The sequence below is a fragment of the Bradyrhizobium sp. STM 3843 genome (assembly GCF_000239815.1).
In the GTDB taxonomy this organism is placed as follows: Bacteria; Pseudomonadota; Alphaproteobacteria; order Rhizobiales; family Xanthobacteraceae; genus Bradyrhizobium.
Genome location: NZ_CAFK01000207.1, coordinates 1 through 1,129, shown reverse-complemented (window position 1 = coordinate 1,129; position 1,129 = coordinate 1). Strand labels below are relative to the sequence as shown.

Below are 1,129 nucleotides of genomic sequence, written 5' to 3'. Positions count from 1 at the left end.
GGCGTCGCTGTTTACCATCCGCAAGCTTGGCGCCACGGCCTAATGCCGCAGCGCTACAGGGTCATTTGAATTCGGCCCGATTTATGCAAGCATCCGGCCATCTGCCGGACTGAGGAGATAACAAATGAAGCAGTTACGCATTTTGGGCCTTGCCTTCGCTGCCGCGCTGTGCGCGAGCGGGCTGCAGGCCGAGGAGCTGACGGGCACCTTGAAGTCGATCAAGGAGTCGGGTGCAATCACGCTCGGCTACCGCGATTCCTCGATTCCTTTTTCCTATCTCGATGACAGTCAAAAGCCGGTCGGCTTTGCCATGGACATCTGCTACGGCGTCGTCGATGCCATCAAGAAGGAGCTGAAGCTCGACAAGCTGGAGGTGAAGCTCAATCCGGTGACATCCTCAACGCGCATTCCGCTGCTCGCCAATGGCACCATCGATCTCGAATGCGGCTCGACCACCAACAATGCCGAGCGACAGAAGCAGATCGCCTTCACCAACACGCACTTCCTGACCGCGAGCCGCTACGTGTTCAAGAAGGCGAGCAATCTGAAGTCGATCGACGATCTCAAGGGCAAGACTGTGGTGTCGACCGCCGGCACCACCAACATCAAGCAGCTCACCGAGGCCAATGCCGCCCGCAATCTCGGCGTTACCATCATTCCGGCCAAGGACCACGCCGAGGCCTTCCTGATGGTGGAGACCGATCGCGCCGTGGCCTTCGTGATGGACGACATTCTGCTGGCAAGTCTCGTTGCCGGCTCGAAGGATCCGAGCCTCTATGCGATCTCGACGGATGCATTCTCGAAGCCCGAGCCCTACGGCATCATGCTGCGCAAGGACGACCCGGCCTTCAAGAAGGTGGTCGATGCGGCGACCGCTGCGATCTATACCAGCGGCGAGGGCTTAAAGCTCTACGACAAATGGTTCATGCAGAAGATCCCGCCGAAGGGTCTGAACCTGAACACGCCGATCTCGCCGGAGCTCAAGGTCGAATTCGCCAAACCATCGGATTCGCCGGACCCGGATTCGTACAAGGCGATGTGAGGTCGCAGCCACGGAAACAGTGCGCTCCCCTCCCCCTTGCGGGGAGGGGTCGGGGGTGGGGGTCCCCAGCGGCAGTCTCACTTGGGG

Annotated in this window: 1 protein-coding gene; it reads left to right on the top strand. The window is 60.1% G+C overall.

Features of this window, described 5'->3' with window-relative positions; translation table 11 throughout:
- The first annotated feature begins 124 nt into the window (after positions 1-124).
- Complete coding sequence (locus BRAS3843_RS22130; RefSeq protein WP_008971284.1) at positions 125-1,042, top strand: amino acid ABC transporter substrate-binding protein; 918 nt, start codon at positions 125-127, stop codon at positions 1,040-1,042.
- Positions 1,043-1,129 lie beyond the last annotated feature (87 nt).